Here is an 18,564-nt window from a genome sequence, read left to right as displayed (position 1 = left end):
GCGTGCCGCTCCTCTATACCTAGTACATGGCGACCTACGCGTGGACGGTGATCGGGGCGGGACCCGCGGGCATTGCCGCGGTGGGACGGTTACTGGATCACGGCATACCGCCCGACAAGATCGCCTGGGTGGATCCCGCCTTTGCCGCAGGGGATCTGGGCGGTAAGTGGAGATCGGTGTCCAGCAACACCATCGCCGGGACTTTCATGAGTTACTTGAATGGCTCTGCGGCGTTTCGGTTCTCACAAGCTCCGCCGCTGCCGCTGGCCGAAGTCGACCCTGAGGAGACCTGCGCCCTTGCCCTCGTCGCCGATCCATTGGTGTGGGTGACCGGGCAGCTGCGCCAGCAGGTGCACACATTCGAGACGACGGCCACCACGTTGACCCTGGGGCAGCGGCGGTGGCGGATCGAGACACGCGGCCCGGAACTGACTTCGGACAACGTGGTTCTCGCGGTCGGCGCGGTACCGATAAGCCTCGACTACCCCATCGACGAGATTCCGGTCGAGGTCGCCCTGGATGCCGACAAGCTCGCCGAGGTGCCGCTGGAAGGAGCGACGGTTGGGGTCTTCGGCTCGTCGCACTCGTCGATGATCGTGTTGCCCCACCTGCTGCGGCTTCCGGTCGCCAAGGTGATCAACTTCTACCGCAGCCCGCTCAAATACGCGATCTACCTGGATGATTGGATCCTGTTCGACGACACCGGCCTCAAGGGGCGGGCCGCGGTGTGGGCTCGCGAGAACATCGACGGGGTGTGCCCGGAACGGCTGGAGAGGTGCCTGGTGTCGAGCCCGGAGTTCGACGAGAAGGTCGCCGAGTGTGACCGCGTGGTCTACACCGTCGGTTTCGAGCCGCGAAAGCTGCCCGAGACGCCCCAGTGGGGACCGCTGGGGTACAACCGGATGAACGGAATCATCGCCCCCGGCCTGTTCGGGCTGGGCATCGCCTTCCCGGAATACGCCGAAGACCCCTACGGATACGGGCAATACCGCGTGGGCCTGCAGAAGTTCATGGATTACCTCGACTCGGTTCTCCCGCTGTGGATGGCCTACGGGACGTGACTCGAGGTGATCGCCGCCCGGAGCGTCAGCTCAGCAGCAGAGCGGGGTCCCCGCGGCGCCGGTACACCGAGCCGAACCGGGCGTCGATGCGCAGCCAGGTGGGCAGGATCCGCACCCGGATCATCTCGTCGGCGCCGACGGCGTCCGGGGACTGCGGCAGGAAACCCATTGCGGTCAAAGCGAACACGCACCGCATGGGCAGCCCGACGCTGGTGTCGGGCGCGCTCACCTGAATGACCTCCTGGTCGAGCAGCGACACGGGCGGGCCGTGAGAACTGCCGTGCTCCTTGGCAAGCCGCGCGCCGCGCTGCGCCAGGTCGAGCACCACCCGGGCGGGTATGTCCTCGATGTGGGTGAAGCCGGCGTCCGGGGGCAACGCCCCCCGCCACGCCGAGTCCATCGGGAACCCGGGATCGACGTAGCCCGAGTCATCCATCGCGGTCAGGCCGCGCGCCAGGGCGTCGGCGCCCACGGACAGGTCCTCGGGCCGCACCCGGCCGACCACCACCCGGCTGGCCAGGACATCGAAACCCGTTGCCACCCAAGCCGTCAGCAGCCCTGCGGATCGGTTGCGGAGGCGAATGACCGCGGTGTCGTCGAGGCGCAGCGCATGATCGACGAACGCTGCCAGGTCCCTGCGCTGAGCGGGCCGGTCCTGTGGCCCCAGCCAAACGCCGCGATCAACTACCGAATCCACCGCTGCAAATACTCCCGATGATGCGCGGAGAGCCGCACCAGCCGCTCCTCCTCGATATGGACCGCCGCCAGTTGCGACTCGGCGATGACGGCGGGCTTGGATTCCGGATCCGCGGACACCGAGCGCACCTCGTAGCCCAGCGTGAAGTCGACGGCCCGTAGCCGCTTGGTCCACATCGTCACCTGCAGCGGCGAATCGACCAGCCGCAGCTGACCTTTATAGGTCACCTTGACTTCGGCGATCAGCAACCCGATGGTCAAGATGTCGACCTCGAACGCTTCACGCAGGAACTGAACCCGCGCCTCCTCCAAAATCGTGACCATGGTGGCGTGGTTGACGTGCTGGTACATGTCGATGTCCGACCAGCGCACCGGTACGGGGGCTACGAAGCCGACGCTCAACTCGACGAACCTCTTCCGCTGGTGCGGGTCATGCGCCGGATCTGACGCGCGGCCACCGACAGCGTCGCAAGGTCCTTCTCCCCGCTTTCCTGAATTTCGATGAGAGTGCGGCGGGCCCGCTCCACCCTCGATGCAGACAGGTGTTCCCACTCGGCGATCTTCTCCTCGCCGCTTTCGTCCGGCTCCCCCACCGCGAGCACGTCGAAGCACAGCGACCGCAGCGATGCGTAGATGTCGTCTCGAATCGCCAAGCGCGCCAGGGAATGCCAGCGATCGTTGCGCGGCAGTTCGGATACCGCCGTCAGGAGGCTGTCGGTGCCCAGCCGGTCCATCAGCGCGAAGTAGGTGTCCGCGACCTCGGCGGCGTCGATGTCGTTGATGTCACCGATGTCGATGATGTCGAGCAGGCTGAAGCGGTACAGGCCGGCGGCGATCATGTACGCCAGGTCCTCGGGCGTTCCCTGCGACCTGAATTCGGCGGCTTCCTTCTCGACGATGGCCTTGTCGTCGCCGCGCAGCCACTCCGACATCCGGGGGGTCAGCTCCTGGACCTTCGCCGCGAACCGGTTGATCTCGGCGCCGACGGCCAGCGGCTGTGGACGGTAGTTGAGCAGCCAGCGGCTGGCGCGGTCGATGAGCCGGCGGGTGTCCAGCGTGAGCCGGTCCGACAGGGCGACCGGCAGATTGGCCGCGCGGATGCGCCGCCAGATCTGGCCCACGCCGAAGATGGCGTCGGTGGCGACGTAGGTCCGCACCGCGTCGACCGGCCCGACACCGACGTCCTCGGTGATGCGGAACGCGTAGCTGATGCCGGCGGTGTCGACCAGGTCGTTGATCAGCATGGTGGTGACGATCTCGCGGCGCAGCTGGTGGGTGCGGATCTCGGGGGTGAACCGTTCCCGCAGCGGCGTCGGGAAGTACAGGGGCAGCCGGGAGGCGAACACGTCCTGCTCGGTCAGTTCGGTGTTCAGCATCTCCTCTTTGAGCCCGAGTTTGACGTGCGCCATCAGGGTGCACAGCTCGGGCGAGGTGAGACCGATGCCGGCCTCGCACCTGCGGTCGATCTCCTTCTCCGAAGGCAGCGCTTCCAGTTCGCGATTCAGCCCCCGCTCGTCGACCAGGTACTGAATCTGCCTGCCGTGCACCGGCAGCAGGCTCGCCGCGTTGGCGCGGCTGGTGCCGATCAAGTCGTTCTGATCCTCGTTGTCGGTGAGCACCAGCTGCGCGACCTCGTCGGTCATCGACTCCAGCAGCTCTTTGCGCTCGCCGGGGTCGACCTTGCCGGCGGTGACCAGCGAGTCGATCAGGATCTTGATGTTGACCTCGTGGTCCGAGCAGTCCACGCCGGCGGAGTTGTCCATGGCGTCGGTGTTGACCCGCCCGCCCGACAGGTCGAACTCGACCCGGCCGAGCGCGGTCACGCCCAGGTTGCCGCCTTCGCCGATCACCTTGGCGCGCACCTGACTTGCGTTGACCCGCACCGGATCGTTGGCGCGATCGCCGACGTCGGCGTCGGACTCGGATTCGGCCTTGATGTAGGTGCCGATCCCGCCGTTGAACAACAGATCGACCGGCGCCTGCAGGATCGCCTTGATCAGGCTGGGCGGGGTCATCTCGGTGACCCCCTCTTCCGAGCCGTCGATGCCCAACGCCTCGCGCACCTGCGGGCTGACGGGGATGGATTTGTGCTCGCGGCTGTACACCCCGCCGCCCTCGCTGATCAGCGACTTGTCGTAGTCGTCCCAGCTGGAGCGGGGCAGGTCGAACATGCGCTTGCGTTCCCGCCAGGAGGCCGCGGTGTCGGGATCGGGGTCGAGGAAGACGTGCCGGTGGTCGAAAGCGGCGATCAACCTGATGTGTTCGGACAGCAGCATGCCGTTGCCGAACACGTCGCCGCTCATGTCACCGACGCCCACGACGGTGAAGTCCTCGGCCTGGGTGTCGACGCCCATCTCCCGGAAGTGGCGTTTGACGGCCTCCCACGCCCCCCTCGCGGTGATGCCCATGGCCTTGTGGTCGTAGCCCACCGATCCGCCCGAGGCGAACGCATCCCCCAGCCAGAACCCGTAGGACTTGGCGACGTCGTTGGCGATGTCGGAGAAGGTGGCGGTGCCCTTGTCCGCGGCCACCACCAGGTACGCGTCGTCGCCGTCGCGACGGATCACCTCGGGCGGCGGGCTGACCTTCTTCGTCTTGTGATCGACGTTGTCGGTGACGTCGAGCAATCCCGAGATGAACAGCTGATAGCAGGCGACGCCTTCGGCGCGGGCGGCTTCGCGGTCCTCCGCCTGGTCGCCGGTCGCCATCGGTGGCCGCTTGACGACGAAACCGCCCTTGGCCCCGACCGGCACGATGACGGCGTTCTTCACCGCCTGCGCCTTGACCAGGCCGAGGATCTCGGTGCGGAAATCGTCGCGCCGGTCCGACCAGCGCAGCCCGCCGCGTGCCACCGGGCCGAAGCGCAGGTGCACGCCTTCGACCCGCGGCGAATAGACGAAGATCTCGTATTTGGGCCGGGGCAGGGGCAACTCGTCGATGAGCTGGGCGTCGAGCTTGAGGGCCAACACATTTCGGGCGCGGGCCGAGCCCTCTCGCGTCACGAAGTAGTTGGTGCGCAACGTCGCCTGCACGAGCGAGGCGAACGCCCGCAGGATGCGGTCGGTGTCCAGGCTCATCAGCGCGTCGATGTCGGCGGCGACCGCGGCGGCCGCGGCCTGGGCGTCGCGGTTGGCCGACGTACCGGACGGGCGAGGATCGAAGAGCGCCTCGAACAGGACGACCAGCGATCGGGCGGTGGAGGGATGCTCGTTGAGCACCGACTCGATGTAGGACTGGCTGTACGGAAACCCCGCCTGTCGTAAGTATTTCGCGTAGGCGCGCAGCAGCACGACTTGCTGCCAGGTCAGCCGCGCGCGCATGACGAGCTCGTTGAAGCGGTCGATCTCGACACGACCTTGCCAGATCGCGGTGACCGCGTCGGCGAATCGTTGGGCGGTCGCCTCCCGCTCGGCCGCCGTCTTCGCCGGCGCGATGGTGGGGTGCGTGGAGATCTTGAACTGGTAGATCCACACCGGCAGCCCGTCCGGGCGGGTCACCGTGAAGGGCCGCTCCTCGAGCACCACCACGCCCATGCTCTGCAGCATGGGCAGCAGCTGGCTCAGCGAGGCGGTGCGCCCGCCCAGGAACCAGGTCAGTTGGGCGGCCCCCTCCCCTCCGCGCTCGGAGAACACCAGCTTCACCGAGTTGTCTTGCAGCTCTTTGATGATCGCGATGTGCTCAATGGCATCGGCGGGGGTGACGGCCTGTTTGTAGACCTCGGGGAAGGCGGTCGCGTAGTGCTCGGCGTCGCCATGGTCGACGGAGCCTTCCGCGGCCGCGGCGATCAGCCGGTCGGTCCAGGTGCGCGCGGCCTCGCTCAGCATCCCCTGGATGCGGACCCGGTTGTCCTCGGAGACGTCGACCGGGGCCGCGGCCTCTTCTTTCTGGGGCAGCCGGACCATGAAATGCATGAGGGCCCAAGGCGATTCGCTGACCCGCGCGGTGAATTCCAGTCGCGTGCCACCGAATTCGCGCACCAGGATGTCCTCGATCTGCAGCCGCACCTGCGTGGTGTAGCGATCCCGGGGCAGGTAGACCAGGCACGAGACGAAGTATTGGAGCCGGTCGGCGCGCAAGAACAACAGCGCACGCCGTTGCGATCCCAGGTCCACCACCGCTTTGGCCATCGCCAACAGCCGTTCGGCGCTCAGCGTGAACAGTTCCGAGCGCGGGACGGTCTGGATGACGTCGAGCAGCAGCTGGCCGGGGTGGATCGGGTCGCTGTCGGCCAGGGCGAGCGCGTCGCGGACCCGGGTCGAGACCGTGGGAATCTCCAGGACGTCGGCGTTCATCGCGGCGACGGTGAACAGGCCGACGAAGCGATGCTCGACGACGCCGTCTTCGCCGCCGACGTTTTCCCGGACCGCGATGGCGTACGGGTAGGCGCCGTAGCGCAGGTAGCTGCCGACGACCGATTGGGCCAGCACCAGCAACGTGTCGTCGTCGGTCAACCGGGGGCGGGACCCGGTGCGGGCCCGCAGGACGCCCAGGCCCGGTGAACCGTCGCCGAAGACCAGGCCGTCGTGGACACGGCAGCGTTGGTAGCCCAGCAGCAGGAAGTTGCCGTTGCCCAGCCACCGCAGCAGCGCCGCGACGTCCTCGCGGTCGGGGGCCGAGAAGTGGCCGTGCGCGTTGGTTTCGACTTCTGCGGCCAGCCCGGTCAGGGTGTCAATCAGCACGCCCGCGTCGCTGGCGACCTGTTGCACGTCGGACAGGACCTTGGGCAACAGCCGTTCGACTTCGGCCAGGCCCTTGCTGTCGACCGACGGCAGCAGTTGCACGTGTATCCATGCCTCGCCCACGTATTGCGGGGCGCCGGGCGGCTTCGAATCGATGCTGACAAGGTCGCCCTTCGGGTTGCGCTGCACCTCGAAGACCGGGGTCATGATGGCGGCGTAGGGCACGCCGAGCCGGTGCAGCAGCACCGTGACGGAGTCCAGCAGCATGCCGCCGTGATCGGTGACGACTTGCAGGGCCGGCCCGAACCCGGCCGGGTCGTCCGGCGGGTAGACCGCGACCCGGCTCTGGCCGGAGGGGCGGTGGCGGCCGAGCTCATAGTGGGCACCGAGCATGCCAGGGGTCACGATGGCGTTGGGGACGGTCAGGTCGATCGGACCAGATTGCCCCGCCCCGGGTTCGTCGCCCTGCGGACCGCGATAGCTCTCGATGTAGGCCCGCGCAATCCAGTCCGGTATGTCCTGCTGCTGGCTGAAGGCGGTCCACGGCTTGAGGGCCTGCTTGGCTCCGGGATCGATCGTCATGCCGATGGCTCCCAACTCATGACAGATGCCATTGTGCTCAACCGCCCACTCTGCCCCGCAACGGGGGCGCCCCCACAGCCGCCGTCGGGGCCGCTTCGACGGGGCTGCGCAGCTGACACTAGTCGCGCGTGAGCTTTCGGTGGGTCAGCCTGTGCGGCCGCGCCGCGTCGACACCGAGCCGTTCGACCTTGTTCTCCTCGTAGGCACCGAAGTTGCCCTCGAACCAGAACCACTTGGCCTCGTTGTCCTCGTCGCCCTCCCAGGCCAGGATGTGCGTGCACGTGCGGTCCAGGAACCAGCGATCGTGGGAGATGACCACCGCGCAGCCCGGGAACTTCTCCAGGGCATTCTCCAGCGACCCCAGGGTCTCGACGTCGAGGTCGTTGGTCGGCTCGTCGAGCAGGATCAGGTTGCCGCCTTCTTTCAGCGTGAGCGCAAGGTTCAGCCGGTTGCGCTCACCACCGGACAGCACGCCGGCCGGCTTCTGCTGGTCTGGGCCCTTGAAACCGAACGCCGAGACGTAGGCGCGGGACGGGATCTCGTTCTGGCCGACCTCGATGTAATCCAGGCCGTCCGAAACGACTTCCCACACGGTCTTTTTGGGATCGATACCGGCGCGGGACTGGTCCACGTAGCTGAGCTTGACGGTTTCTCCGACCTTGACCGTTCCGCTGTCGGGCTGCTCGAGCCCGACGATCGTCTTGAACAGCGTCGTCTTGCCGACACCGTTCGGGCCGATGACGCCCACGATGCCGTTGCGGGGCAGCGTGAAGGACAGGTCCTTGATCAGGGTGCGCCCGTCGTAGCCCTTGTCGAGATGGTCCACCTCGACGACCACGTTGCCCAGCCGCGGCCCGACCGGGATCTGGATCTCCTCGAAGTCGAGCTTGCGCGTCTTCTCCGCCTCGGCGGCCATCTCCTCATAGCGCTGCAAGCGGGCCTTGTTCTTCGCTTGCCGCGCCTTGGCCCCCTGCCGCACCCAGGCCAGCTCCTCGGTGAGGCGCTTCTGCAGCTTGGCGTCCTTGCGGCCCTGCACCGACAGCCGCTCGGCCTTCTTCTCCAGATAGGTCGAGTAGTTGCCCTCGTAGGGATAGGCACGACCGCGGTCGAGCTCGAGGATCCACTGGGCGACGTTGTCCAGGAAATACCGGTCGTGAGTCACCGCCAGCACCGCACCCGGGTAGGCGGCCAGGTGCTGTTCCAGCCACTGCACGCTTTCGGCGTCCAGGTGGTTGGTCGGCTCGTCCAGCAGCAGCAGGTCGGGCTTGGACAACAGCAGCTTGCACAGCGCCACGCGGCGCCGCTCGCCACCGGACAGGTTCGTCACCGGCTCGTCCGGCGGCGGGCAGCGCAGCGCGTCCATGGCCTGCTCGAGCTGCGAGTCGAGGTCCCAGGCGTCGGCGTGGTCGAGCTCCTCCTGCAGCCGGCCCATCTCCTCCATCAACTCGTCGGAGTAGTCGGTGGCCATCAGTTCGGCGACCTCGTTGAAGCGATCCAGCTTGACCTTGATGTCGCCGAGCCCCTCTTCGACGTTGCCGCGCACCGTCTTCTCTTCGTTCAGCGGCGGCTCCTGCTGCAGGATGCCGACGCTGGCGCCGGTCGCCAGAAAGGCCTCGCCGTTGTTGGGCTTGTCCAGCCCGGCCATGATCCGCAAGACGCTCGACTTGCCGGCGCCGTTGGGGCCGACGACACCGATCTTGGCGCCCGGATAGAAGCTCAACGTGACGTCGTCCAGGATCACCTTGTCGCCGTGCGCCTTGCGGACCTTTTTCATCGTGTAGATGAACTCAGCCATGCCGCGGTTATGCCTTTCTGCAGAGTGATCTCGCGGACCATCCTAGGCACCGCCCGACGGCCCTCGGCCCGCCCCTAAGCCGACCGTCAAGCCGGAACGGACGGCCGGCGCCGTCAAGCAGCGGCGTTACCGGGCGAGGCCGGTTCCTCGCGAGCCTTCAGGTCCTCGTCACCACCAACGTCGGCGGCACCCACCGAAGTTCCGCCGACGGCCACGGGTTCCACGTCGGGACCGGTGTAGCCGGGCTTCTCGATCCGCACGATGGTCCGCGACAGGTCCGGTCCGACCGCCGTCGCACGCATCTCCAGCGACGAGCGGCGATTGCCGTCGCGGTCCTCGTACTCGCTGGTGTAGACGTGGCCCACCGCGATCACCGGCGCGCCCTTGCCCAGCGCGGCACCCACGCCGGTGACCAGCTTTCCCCAGCAGTTGACGGTGATGAACAGCGAGTTCCCGTGTTCCCAGCCGCCGTCGGCGGTACGGCGGCGGGAATTGCTGGCCACCCGGAATTTGATGACATCCTGATCGCCGACGCGGCGGCGCTGCGGGTCGTTGACGATGTGTCCGACGACGGTGAGTGAGGTTTCGAACATTGGGCTGATCCCTTCTCGGTTGCTATTGGGCGGAAAACGCGTTCACCGCCCGTCCTGGCTGCCATTGAGCCCGGCGCCACCGACGGGATCGGCGTATCACCGACCCGAAACGGGTTCGAGCGATCGCCCCTGTGGAAGGAACCGCGACTGTGGATCAGTCCGCGGGCTGGTGGGAGCGCTTCGGCGTCTCGTCGCGCCGCGCCAACTCGGCCAGCATCGCGTTGTAGGCGACCAACTCGGCGTCGTCGTCGCGGTCGGCGGCGCGGTCCAGCCGGCGGGCCGTGCGTTTGTCGCTGCGCGCCCACTGCACCAACAGCGCGAGCATCACGATCACCAGGGGCACCTCCCCCGCCGCCCAGGCGATGCCACCGCCGAGTCGCTGGTCCCCCAGCAGGTCGGTGTGCCAGCTCAATCCGAGCGACCGGTAGTAGTCGGCGCCGAGGACTTTGCGGGTGCCCATCAACACCACCCCGAAGAACGCGTGCAGGGGCAGGGACGCGAACACCACGCCCACCTTGGCCAGCGGGGGGATCGGGCGCGGGGTGGGGTCGACCCCGATGACGATCCAATAGAAGACGTAGCCGCTGAGCAGGAAGTGCACGTTCATCGCCAGGTGCCCCGCGTGGCTGCTGACGGCGGTGTCGAACAGGTCGGAAAGGTACAGCCCGTAGAACCCGGCGACGAACAACACGGTGGCGACCACGGGGTTGGTGACGAAGCGTGAATAGCGGCTGTGCAGCGCGGCCAAGAGCCATTCCCGCATCCCGGGCGGGTCGTCGCGGCCCGCGGCGGGCAGCGCCCGCAGCGCCAGGCTGACCGGGGCGCCAAGCACCAGCAGGATCGGGACCAGCATCGACAGGCCCATGTGGGCGATCATGTGCACGCTGAACATCGCCGGCATGTAGCGGCCGATCCCCGAGGAGGTGACGAACAGCAACGTGAAACAGCCGAGCAGCCACGCGGCGGTCCGGCCCGGCGGCCACGCATCCCCCCGGCGGCGCAGCCGCAGCACGGCGGCCACGTAGAGAACCGCGAAGACGATGGCGGCCGTGCCGAAGATCAGGTCGAAGCGCCAGTCGAACAGGATGCGCGCCGGCGTCGGCGGCCCGTCGAAGTCGTAGCCGATCTCGGCCTCGGGGATCGAGGGCAGCCGGTTCGGCGGGGGCGGCGGCGCGGTGCGGCCCAGCCCGACGGCGACGCCGAACGTCAGCCCGAAGACCGCGGCCTCGGCGAGCGCCAGCCGGAGCAGGGCGCGACGCGCGTCGGGAAGATCCGGTTCCGCCTGCAAGCGGGACACCGCCGAGCGCCGCTGGCGCCAACCGAGGATCCCCAGCACGCACAGCGCGGCGAACTTGGCGAGCACCAGGCGCCCGTAGTCCGAGGTGAACAGGTCACCGATCGGGACGCGCACCACAGCGTTCACCACACCGCTGAGCGCCATCGCGACCCAACACCACAGCGCGATCGCGGAGAACCGCCGTGCCGCCAGGGCGACATACCCCCCGCCGCGCAGCCCGTACGCGGCGAGCGCGAGCAGGCCACCGGCCCACAGCGCGGCGGCCACCAGGTGGATCAGCAGGCTGTTGGTGGCCAGGTCGTGCGCCCCGCCGGCGGACGAGTGGCCGGTCAACCCCAGCGGGATCAGCGTCAGCAGGGAGCCGGCGAACAGCAGCGGCGTCCACGACCAGCGCAACACCGGCAGGCTGGCCAGCATCACCACCGCGGCCAGCGCCGCAGTCCAGCGCCACGCGGAGGCGGTGGTGACCAGACCGGCCACCGACCAGATCCGCACCGGGTCCAGGAGCGCGACCAGCGGCCGCCCCGACACGTCGGAAATGGTGAGCGGGACCAGCAGCGCGGCGCACACCGCCCACACCCCCGACGCGACCGTTCCCAGGCGAAGCGCCCGATAGCCGTCGGCGTCCAGGACGCCGTTGCGTTGCGGCGGCACGAAAAAGGCCGCGAACAGGAACGACCCGACCGCGAGCACCGCGGCGATCTCCCCGGCCGCCCGGACGAACGGCAGCCCCAGAGTGGTAGCGGGGCCGGGGTTCGGCAGGCCGGTGGCCGTCAGCGCGTCGGCCAGCGACAGGGCTCCGATGCCGGCGGCCGTGCAGCCGGCCAGCACGGCAACGCCGGTCAGCATCGGCCACACCAGCGCGCGTGGGGCCACAGACCGATCGACCGTCATACAGCCAGGGTATGGCCGTGCGCCGGCGGCTATCGAGGCAGGCGCTCCTCACGCGCCTTGATCTCGCGGGCGACGAACTGGTCGCGGGCGATCCGTCCGACGTGATCGGAGTCCCGCAGGATGCCCCCCAGTTCCCGCCGGAAAGCGATCCGCCGTTCGGCGAGATCGGGCGCGGGTGCGATCAGGTCCTGATCGGCGACCACCTGGTATGCGGTGGCGAACAGCAGCGTCGACACCGATTCGCTGCTGCGGACGCGCGTCTGCGCCACGTATTGTCGGCCAACGCCGAGCGCGGATTCCGTCAATTCCTTCTGATCGACGTCGGGTGGCGCGTCCCGCAGCACGTCGGCGACGATCTCGTACGCCTCGAAGAACACCCGCAGCATCGCGTCCGCCATCAGCGGCCGCTTGGCGAACAGCAGCGCGTCGATCTCCTCGCCGCCGGCGGCGACGTGGGCTTCCCAATCGTCGTGCCAGGCCATCTCTTCGGCGATGTTCTCCCGAAACGCCGCCGAGTCCGCGAAGTAGAAGTCGAACTTCAGGAGGTCGCGCAGCCGCATCGCCTGATCCCAGAAGGCCTGCATGCGGTCGCCCTCGACGTGCCGGGCGTGGGCCAGCGCGAGTTCGACGATCGACGTCTCCAGGAAGGCGTGGATCAGCGAGTTGCGGTAGAACGCCGCCGCGTGCTGTTCGTCGGGGGCGATGCGCCACACCGGCTCGCGGCCGCCGTCGACCCGGGTGATCGGGTGCCCGTTGGACAACGCGTCGACCGCCGCCCGCACCCCGTCGCGCGAGCGCAGCCGTAACGCGCTCGTCGACATGGGGGTCTGCTTGCGTTCCAGATAGTCGAGCGAGTCCTGCAGGGTGTGGTGCAGCTGGTCGAGCGTCAGCGCCGCGCCGCGGGTGGTCAGCAGCAGCGCACACACCAGGCCCGTCGCGGTCACCGGCGTCGCCTGCAGGATCCGCCAGGCGACCTCGAATGACATCTTCTGCAGCGCAAGCCTTTTCGCGTCCTGGTCGTGGGTCATGGGGCCGTGGGCCGGGCCGAGGTACTGGCGCATCGACACGGCTTCGGGAAAGCGGACGTAGATCTTGCCGTAGTTGCGCTCGCCCTGCGCGCGGATGAAGTTGTACAGCCAGCCGACGCCTTCGGGCGTCTTCTCGCCGCCGCGGGCGTAGGCCGCGTACTCGTCGGTCTCGTGCAGCTGGTCGAAACTGATGGACACCGGCTGCAGGAGGATGTCCTCGCTGCGGCCGTCCAGGTAGGCGTCGGCGACGTAGGACAACAGGCCGAGCTTCGGGGGCAGCATCTTGCCGGTGCGCGACCGGGTGCCCTCGATGGACCAACTCAGGTTGAACCGCTTTTCGACGATGTAGCCGACGTATTCGCGCAGGACGTACTTGTAGAGCGGGTTTGCGCCGATGTTGCGGCGGATGAAGATGACCCCGGACCGGCGCAACAGCGGACCCATCGCGCCGAATGACAGGTTGATCCCCGCGAACACGTGCACGGGCGGCAGACGATTCTCCTGCATCGCCACGGGGACCACCGCGCCGTCGATGTAGGAGCGGTGCGAGAACAACAGCACCGCGGGATGGGTTTCCAGGGCGGCGCGCATCGCCGCGACCTGATACCCGTCGTAGTCGATCTCCGGATCGAACCCGCGGCTGATCGCCCTGCTGAGCACGGACACGAGGTCGACGGACACCCTGCTCCAGCCGGTGGAGAGTTCGTCGAGCATCCGGCCGGCTTCCTCGACGGTCGCGCCGGGGATCTTCTTCAGCCCGGCGCGAAACCGGCTGGACTCCAAGATCTCCGGCTTCACCAGCCGCGGAGACTTGTACTGCGGCCCCAGGATTCGATACTCCACTCGTTCCAGCGCCAATAGCGCGCGGCGGATCACGAACCGGGCGAAGTCGGTCTCGTTCTCGCCGACGGTGATGTCGCGCCATTGCTGGCGCAGTTCGGACACCTTTGCCGGTTCGCCGGCCACCACCCGCGCCCGCCGGGGGGCGTTGCGCACGATGTGCAACTGCTGACGGTCGTTGGGGTGGTAGGGATCCCGCCCGGGCAGCAGGCCGGCCAGCTTGGCGATCCTGCCGCGATCCGGCGGCGGCAGCCAGAACACCCGTACCGGCACGATGGAACGGTCGCCGTCGCCGCCGGCCTCGAGACGCTCGATCAGTGCGGTCAGCGCGTCGGGTGGCGCGTTGGGCGGCGGCAGTTCGAGGACGTCGAATCTGGCCCCCGGCTTGTCGCCGCACTGTTGAGCCATCCAGCTTGTGACCAGTTGACGCTCGACCGGCGACGCCATGGACGCCAGCACCAGCGAGTCCTCGCCGGTGAGGACCGCGGTGGTATCCGCGGCCGGTTCGGTCACGGCTGCCCTTCGGCCGGTTCGGCGTTGACGGCCGCCTCGGCGGGCGGGGGTTTCGGCGCGGCCTTCTTCGCGGGCGCGGCCTTCTTCGCCGTCGCCTTCGGGACAGCTTTGGCCGCAGTCTTTTTCACCGGCGCCTTGGCCTTCGTCGCGGTCTTCTTCTCCGCGTACAGGCCGACCTGGGGCAGCTCGTCGCCGACGGGCCAGTCGGCCAGCGTGTCCAGGTACAGCTGGCGAACCTCGGCGATGCGCTCCGGCAGGTTCTCGACGGTCCAGTCCTGCACCGAAATCGGCGGAAACACCGCGACATCGACCGTGCCGGGATTGACCACGGTGGAGTTCCGGGCGGCGACGATCTCGGCGTTGCGGATCACGATCGGAACGATCGGGATGCCGGCCGCCATGGCCAGGCGGAACGGCCCCTTCTTGAACGGCCCGACCTCGGTGGTGTCGACCCGGGTGCCTTCGGGGGCGATCACGATCGACAGCCCCTTCCTGGCCCGGTCCTCGACCTCGCGCATCGTCTCGACCGCCGCGACGGGATCGTCGCGGTCGATGAACACGCCATCGAGCAGCTTGCCGAGCGTCCCCATGACCGGGTCCTTCTGCAGCTCCTTCTTGCCCACGCCGATCCAGTTGTCGCGCACCAGCGCGCCGGCGATGACGGGGTCAACCTGGTTGCGGTGATTGAAGATGAACACCGCCGGCCGCTGCGCGGTCAGGTTCTCCTGGCCGATGACGTTGAGGTGCACGCCGGTGATCGCCAGCGACAGCTGGGAGAACGTCGAGGTGAAGAAATTGACGCCGCGCCGGCGGTTGCGGGTCAGCACGCCGATGCCCACGGCACCGGCGGCGACCGGGAACATCGAGCCGAAGCCGGCGAGGGTGCGCAGCTGGCGCCGCAGACCCACCGGACCCCGGCTGCTGAATCGCAGGATCGGCCAGCCGCGGCGCTTGGCCACGGCGGCCATCTTGCCCTCGGGATTGGTCGGGCGCGGGTTGCCGACCAGATACATCAGGGCGACGTCCTCGTCGCCGTCGGCGTAGAAGTAGCTGTCCTTGAGGTCGATGCCGTTCTCGGCCGCAAACCGTTGCACCGCAGCGGCTTTGCCGGGTCCCCACAGGATCGGCTTCTGCACGCCGCCGGTGAGGATCCCGTCCTCGGTGGTCTCGAACTTGTTGGTCAACATGTTCGAGATGCCCAGGAACCGCGCCACCGGGTTCACCTGGATGGTCAGGGCCGAGGAGCTGAGCACCACGGTGTGCCCGCGAGCCACGTGCGCGCGCACCAACTCGCGCATCTCCGGGTAGATCCGTGACTCGATGCGCTGCACGAACAGCCGCTCACCGATCTCCTCCAGGTCGTCGAGCACGCGGCCGGCCAACGCGGCGGCGGCCTTGCCGATGAGATCCTCGAACTCGATGCGGCCCAGCGTGTGACTCAGGCCGGCCTGCACCATGCCGAGCAGCTCACCCACGCCCATGTCGCGGCGCAGCAGCCGCTCCTGGGTGAGGATCACCGCCGTGAAGCCGGCCACCAGCGTCCCGTCGAGGTCGAAGAACGCGCCGATCTTGGGGCCCGGCGGGCTGGCCATGATTTCGGCGACCGAGCCGGGCAGACGCATGTCCCCGCCAGCAGTTCCTTCGTCTTTCTCGGCGCTCATGAGCCCGCCACCGTCCGCGCCGACGTCGCCGGTTCGGTGAACGAGGCGGGCACCGCGTGGGGTGCCGAATCACCGGCCAGCGCCAGGATTTCGTCGAAGCCCTCCAACAGGCATTGGGCGAACAGCGGCTCGTTGCGCACCGCCGCCCGGTCGTAACGCACGGTGATGGTGCACCAGCCGCCGCGCGAGATCAGCACGACCATCATCGCCACCCCCGGCAGCGGGCCGATACCGTACTGCCGCAACACCTTTGCGCCGGCGATGTAGGTGTCACCGGGGTACACCGGGACGTTGCTGGCCTGCACGTCGGAGCCGATCACCGAACCGGTGAGGCCCTCGAGCACCGCGGTCGGCAGGACGCTGAGCAGTGGCGCGACGGAACCGATGATGTTCATCGCGGGCTCGTCGCGGCGCTGCGTCATCTGCGCGCGGATCTTCTTCATCCGCGAAACCGGGTCGACGGTACCCACGGGCGCGGCCAGGTTGACGCCGGTGAACCGGTTGCCCCCGGCCGTGTCGGCCTCGGCCCGCAGGTTCACCGGCACCGCCATCGGCAGCGTGCTGATGGGCACGCCGAGCGCCTCGTGGTAACGGCGCAATGCGCCGCACAGGCCGGCGAGGTAGGCGTCGTTGATCGATCCCCCACCGGCCTTCGCGGCCCGGTGCAGGTCGGCGAGCGGAATGTCGATCGCCTCGGTGCGGGTGGCCAGGCTGCGCCGCCGCAGCAGCGGCGACGGCTCGGCCGCCCGGTTGAGCACCCGCATGCCCGAGAGGGCGTAACCCACGACGCCGGACACGGTGGACGCGGGTTCGAGGACCGCACGCCCGGCCACCGAGACCGCCCCGGACACCGCGCTCAGGACGCCGCCGACCACGGCGGTGGGCAGGTGGTTGATGCCTTGGCGCATCAGGTCATTGGGCGTGAGGTCCTGCGGAATGGGCAGCGGGGGCGTCGGCTTGGCCGGCGGGTTGCGCTCCAGGTCGTAGATTTCGGCGAACATCTGCACCCCGCCGACGCCGTCGGTGACCGCGTGGCTGACGTGCAGCAGCGTCGCGGCCTTCCCGTCGGGCAGACCCTCGACCAGAGTGGCCGTCCACAGCGGCCGGGAGATGTCCATCGGCGACTGCAGCATCACCTCGGCGAGGTTGAAGACGTCGCGCATCGTGCCGGGTTCGGCCACCCGCATCCGCCGGACGTGGAACTCGAGGTTGAAGTCGGGGTCCACCACCCAGCGCGGCGACGCCGTCGGCAGGGTCGGCACGACCACCTTCTGCCGCAGCCGCAACACCCGTCGGGAGGCGTTTTCGAATCGGGTCAGGAACTTGTCCCAGTCCGGCGTGGTGTCGAGGAGCTCCAGCGCCATGATCCCCGACCGCGTCCGCGGATTCGCTTCGCCCCGATGCATCAGATAGTCGACCGGTCCCAGCTGGTCGGACAATTTCACGACCCCATCGGACTCAGTCATCGCTCTCCGACCGACCCGCCAACCCTGTCACCGAAGATCAAGCCTCCTGCCTCGGACCCACCACCAACCCCATCGCCAACACAACGCTAGTCGGGTTGCCGCGCTGGTGAAAGGAGCGGTCGGGGCCGGGCGCCGCCGGCTCAGCTGGCCGACGTGGCCGCCAGCGGGACGAAGTCCAGCAACGGGCTGACGCGCCGCCCGTACACGACGCCCAGGAAATCCGCGACGGCGTCGGCGGCCAGCCGCGAGCGGACCGTCGAGAGGATGTCGAACGCGTGGTGGGCGTTGGCGAGTTCGGCGTGGGCCACCGTGGCGGCGCCGGCCGCACGCAGCGCGGCACAGAAGGCGCGGGCCTGGCCGCTGGGCACCAATTCGTCCTTCTCGCCGTGCAGCACGAAGAAGGGTGGCGCCCCGCTGTGCACGTAGGAGACCGGCGACGCCGCCCGGAACCGCTCGGGCTCGTCGGCGTAGCGGGCCTTCATGACGAAATGCTCGAGGAACGGCAGCATCAGGTCGTGCATGTGCTCGGCGTCGGTGAAGTCGTACACCCCGTAATAGGGCGCGACGGCCTGAACCGTGGTGTCGGCGCTTTCGAATCCGGGCTGGAACGCCGGGTCGTTCGGGGTGAGGGCGGCCAGCGAGGCCAGGTGCCCGCCCGCCGACCCGCCGGTGATCGCGATGAAATCGGGATCACCGCCGTAGTCGGCGATGTTTTGGCGGACCCAGGCGATCGCCCTCTTCACGTCGATGAGGTGCGCGGGGAACGTCGAGCGCGGGCTCTTGCAGTAGTTGATCGAGACGCAGATCCAGCCGAGCTCGGCCATGCGGCTCATCAGCGTGTAGGCCTGCACCCGTTTGTCGCCGACGGTCCACGCCCCGCCGGGAACCTGGATCAGCACCGGCGCCCGCCGCCCCGGCGCCAGGTCGTGGCGCCGCCAGATGTCGAGCAGGTTGTCGCGTCCACCGGGACCGTAGGGGATGTCGGAGGTCTGCGCCGCATACCGGCGGTGCGGCCCGGGCCTGTTCAACACCCCGCCGCGCGGGGCGCAGACGGGCCTGATGCCGGCCGGGTGGCAGACCTGCTCGCGGAAGTCCGGACCGAGGGCTTCCTCGAGCGCGGCGCTGAGCGCCCGGTCCGCCCGTTGCGCCGCCCAACTGGCGCCGATGCGTCCGATGGACGGGTGCGCGACGCGCGACAACGCGTGCCCCGTCACGACGTGCGGGGGAAACTCCGTGGAGAGCCAGCCGGCGAGGCAGCCCAGCGCCAATGGCGAGCCGCGCAGCAACAACGTGCCGACCCGATAGGCATCCATCGCATCGCCCGCCAGGCGTACGGCCTGGTTACCAGCCCACGAGCACCGTGAAGCCACGTGCGTGGTCACGCTCATAGCAACGCCACCCCTCGACGGTATGCACACGCATCCTTGCGGTTAACGGCCGATGACCGGCCGATGTTCTA

At 68.6% G+C, this 18,564-nt stretch carries 11 protein-coding genes; 1 reads left to right on the top strand and 10 read right to left on the bottom strand.

Features of this window, described 5'->3' with window-relative positions; genetic code table 11:
• The first annotated feature begins 26 nt into the window (after positions 1–26).
• Positions 27–1,061, top strand: coding sequence for an FAD/NAD(P)-binding protein (locus U8D42_RS05090; RefSeq protein WP_322859010.1), 1,035 nt, complete (start codon positions 27–29; stop codon positions 1,059–1,061).
• A 25-nt stretch (positions 1,062–1,086) separates the two neighbouring features.
• Here U8D42_RS05090 and U8D42_RS05085 read toward each other — a convergent pair whose 3' ends face one another.
• The 10 genes from U8D42_RS05085 to U8D42_RS05040 form a co-directional block, all read right to left on the bottom strand.
• Positions 1,087–1,758 carry a hypothetical protein gene (locus U8D42_RS05085; protein ID WP_322859011.1) on the bottom strand — a complete coding sequence of 224 codons (672 nt, stop codon included), beginning with the start codon at positions 1,756–1,758 and terminating at the stop codon, positions 1,087–1,089.
• The gene (locus U8D42_RS05080) at positions 1,746–2,159 is read right to left on the bottom strand and encodes an acyl-CoA thioesterase (RefSeq protein WP_085239071.1); all 414 of its coding nucleotides are present in this window, start codon (positions 2,157–2,159) and stop codon (positions 1,746–1,748) included. Before U8D42_RS05080 ends, U8D42_RS05085 begins: the two co-directional genes overlap by 13 nt.
• Positions 2,156–7,018, bottom strand: a complete 4,863-nt coding sequence (locus U8D42_RS05075) for an NAD-glutamate dehydrogenase (RefSeq protein WP_322859012.1) — start codon at positions 7,016–7,018, stop codon at positions 2,156–2,158. Before U8D42_RS05075 ends, U8D42_RS05080 begins: the two co-directional genes overlap by 4 nt.
• A 118-nt stretch (positions 7,019–7,136) precedes the next feature.
• Positions 7,137–8,813: an energy-dependent translational throttle protein EttA gene (gene ettA / locus U8D42_RS05070; RefSeq protein ID WP_322859013.1), complete on the bottom strand. Its 1,677-nt coding sequence runs from the start codon at positions 8,811–8,813 to the stop codon at positions 7,137–7,139.
• A gap of 113 nt (positions 8,814–8,926) precedes the next feature.
• Complete coding sequence (locus tag U8D42_RS05065; RefSeq protein WP_085239074.1) at positions 8,927–9,406, bottom strand: single-stranded DNA-binding protein; 480 nt, start codon at positions 9,404–9,406, stop codon at positions 8,927–8,929.
• A gap of 154 nt (positions 9,407–9,560) precedes the next feature.
• Complete coding sequence (locus tag U8D42_RS05060) at positions 9,561–11,597, bottom strand: cytochrome c oxidase assembly protein (protein WP_322859014.1); 2,037 nt, start codon at positions 11,595–11,597, stop codon at positions 9,561–9,563.
• Between the two features lie 29 nt (positions 11,598–11,626).
• Entirely contained in the window at positions 11,627–13,978 is a 2,352-nt protein-coding gene (locus U8D42_RS05055) for a glycerol-3-phosphate 1-O-acyltransferase (RefSeq protein WP_322859015.1), read from the bottom strand.
• Positions 13,975–15,639, bottom strand: coding sequence for an HAD-IB family hydrolase/lysophospholipid acyltransferase family protein (locus tag U8D42_RS05050; protein WP_322859016.1), 1,665 nt, complete (start codon positions 15,637–15,639; stop codon positions 13,975–13,977). Before U8D42_RS05050 ends, U8D42_RS05055 begins: the two co-directional genes overlap by 4 nt.
• The gene (locus U8D42_RS05045) at positions 15,636–17,105 is read right to left on the bottom strand and encodes a WS/DGAT/MGAT family O-acyltransferase (protein ID WP_322859017.1); all 1,470 of its coding nucleotides are present in this window, start codon (positions 17,103–17,105) and stop codon (positions 15,636–15,638) included. Before U8D42_RS05045 ends, U8D42_RS05050 begins: the two co-directional genes overlap by 4 nt.
• A 140-nt stretch (positions 17,106–17,245) precedes the next feature.
• The gene (locus U8D42_RS05040) at positions 17,246–18,493 is read right to left on the bottom strand and encodes an alpha/beta hydrolase (RefSeq protein WP_322859018.1); all 1,248 of its coding nucleotides are present in this window, start codon (positions 18,491–18,493) and stop codon (positions 17,246–17,248) included.
• Positions 18,494–18,564: the final 71 nt, after the last annotated feature.

This window comes from Mycobacterium europaeum (assembly GCF_034555895.2).
In the GTDB taxonomy this organism is placed as follows: Bacteria; Actinomycetota; Actinomycetes; order Mycobacteriales; family Mycobacteriaceae; genus Mycobacterium; species Mycobacterium europaeum.
The sequence above is the reverse complement of the archived record's forward strand: the minus strand, read 5'-3'. Positions and strand labels throughout refer to the sequence as shown.

What these genes read in the sequence shown, in the direction of transcription:
- U8D42_RS05090 (WP_322859010.1), top strand. Translation starts at nt 27, where the DNA reads ATGGCGACCTACGCGTGGACGGTGATCGGGGCGGGACCCGCGGGCATT.
- U8D42_RS05075 (WP_322859012.1), bottom strand. Translation starts at nt 7,018, where the DNA reads ATGACGATCGATCCCGGAGCCAAGCAGGCCCTCAAGCCGTGGACCGCC.
- ettA (WP_322859013.1), bottom strand. Translation starts at nt 8,813, where the DNA reads ATGGCTGAGTTCATCTACACGATGAAAAAGGTCCGCAAGGCGCACGGC.
- U8D42_RS05065 (WP_085239074.1), bottom strand. Translation starts at nt 9,406, where the DNA reads ATGTTCGAAACCTCACTCACCGTCGTCGGACACATCGTCAACGACCCG.
- U8D42_RS05060 (WP_322859014.1), bottom strand. Translation starts at nt 11,597, where the DNA reads ATGACGGTCGATCGGTCTGTGGCCCCACGCGCGCTGGTGTGGCCGATG.
- U8D42_RS05050 (WP_322859016.1), bottom strand. Translation starts at nt 15,639, where the DNA reads ATGAGCGCCGAGAAAGACGAAGGAACTGCTGGCGGGGACATGCGTCTG.
- U8D42_RS05045 (WP_322859017.1), bottom strand. Translation starts at nt 17,105, where the DNA reads ATGACTGAGTCCGATGGGGTCGTGAAATTGTCCGACCAGCTGGGACCG.
- U8D42_RS05040 (WP_322859018.1), bottom strand. Translation starts at nt 18,493, where the DNA reads ATGAGCGTGACCACGCACGTGGCTTCACGGTGCTCGTGGGCTGGTAAC.